1 protein-coding gene and 1 pseudogene are annotated in these 506 nt (G+C 55.2%); one reads left to right on the top strand and one right to left on the bottom strand.

Annotation, left to right across the window (positions count from 1 at the left end):
* Positions 1 to 117 (bottom strand): annotated as a pseudogene (locus tag KP705_RS20330) (IS5/IS1182 family transposase); the annotation flags it as partial.
* On the opposite strand from KP705_RS20330, the gene KP705_RS16960 reads away from it, so the two are divergent.
* The coding region (locus tag KP705_RS16960) for a transposase (RefSeq protein ID WP_215765112.1) at positions 106 to 506 on the top strand (401 nt) is incomplete at its 3' end. The pseudogene KP705_RS20330 and the gene KP705_RS16960 sit on opposite strands and share 12 nt — an antisense overlap.

Below are 506 nucleotides of genomic sequence, written 5' to 3' on the forward strand. Positions count from 1 at the left end.
ATCAGGGCGGAACATCTCAAAATCCACAGTCCGGGAAAAGGCCTCCAGCTGATCGCCAAGCCCRCTCAGMCGAGCMAGGCGMTCTTCAACATCAAAAAAACCGGGCTGCATCATCATCAGCCTGGTTTCTTTGATGTTGAAGAGCGCCTTGCTCGGCTGAGCGGGCTTGGCGATCAGCTGGAGGCCTTTTCCCGGACTGTGGATTTTGAGATGTTCCGCCCTGATCTGGAGCTGGCTCTGGCCTATTCAGACGGAAGTAAAGGCGGACGTCCGCCGTTTGATCCGGTGCTGATGTTCAAAATTCTGGTCATCCAGACGTTGAACACTTTGTCTGATGAACGGACAGAGTATCTGATCAACGACCGCCTGTCGTTCATGCGCTTTCTGGGATTGGGGCTGTCGGACCGCGTGCCGGATGCCAAAACGGTCTGGCTGTTTCGTGAGCGTTTGACACAGGCGGGTGCCATTGAAAGGCTGTTTGACCGATTTGACGCGACCCTGCGGAA

The organism is Gluconobacter sp. P1D12_c (genome assembly GCF_018812105.1).
In the GTDB taxonomy this organism is placed as follows: domain Bacteria; phylum Pseudomonadota; class Alphaproteobacteria; order Acetobacterales; family Acetobacteraceae; genus Gluconobacter; species Gluconobacter oxydans_A.